The organism is Teichococcus vastitatis (assembly GCF_003604215.1).
In the GTDB taxonomy this organism is placed as follows: domain Bacteria; phylum Pseudomonadota; class Alphaproteobacteria; order Acetobacterales; family Acetobacteraceae; genus Pseudoroseomonas; species Pseudoroseomonas vastitatis.
In genome coordinates this window covers 1-601 of the sequence record NZ_QXGS01000224.1, presented here as the reverse complement: position 1 = coordinate 601, position 601 = coordinate 1, and the positions used below count along the sequence as shown (strand labels likewise).

The window sequence follows — 601 nt, the reverse complement described above, 5'->3', positions numbered from 1 at the left end:
GACCGGCGGCTTCGACTGGGCGGAGGAGGTGCCGCAGCAGCTCTTCCCCTGGTTCATCATGGCGGGCGTGGCACTCGCTGTGCAGCGCGGCGGCCACATCGCCGTCGAGTGGCTGATGGGCTTTCTGGGGCGGAAGGGCCGACGCGTCCTTCTTCTCCTGGGACACGCCCTGGTCGCGGCCGCCTATCTTGTCCTCTGCTGGCAGGCGCTGGAGGTGGCGGAGATCGTGGCGATCGAGCGCAGCCCCGCCCTCGGCCTTCCCGGCAGCTATGGCTACTGGGCCATCGCCGCCGGCTGCGTCCTGATCGCAACCGGCACTGTCACTATCGCGATCCGCATCGCGCTGATCGGACCGGAAGCCCTGCCGACACCCAGCCCGGAGGAGATGCCGACATGAGTCTCGCCCTGATCGTCGCTTTCGTGGCGCTGATGGTCGCGGTCATTCCGGTGGCGCATGCCCTGGTCATCGCATCCGGCGCTGCCCTGCTCTGGGACGGCGGAATGCCGCTGATGCTCATCGCGCAGCAGGTGTTCCAGCAGACCCAGTCCTTTCCCATGCTGGCGTTGCCCTTCTTCATCCTCGCCGGCACCCTCATCATGG

2 protein-coding genes are annotated in these 601 nt (G+C 67.7%); both read left to right on the top strand.

Going from position 1 to position 601, the window contains the following annotated elements; translation table 11 throughout:
* Nucleotides 1-397 (top strand): TRAP transporter small permease (locus tag D2K64_RS24030; RefSeq protein WP_120010946.1); only part of this gene is annotated, 397 nt, incomplete at its 5' end.
* On the top strand, nucleotides 394-601 hold a 208-nt coding region (locus D2K64_RS24025; protein ID WP_120010944.1), incomplete at its 3' end, for a TRAP transporter large permease subunit. The genes D2K64_RS24030 and D2K64_RS24025, both read left to right, overlap by 4 nt.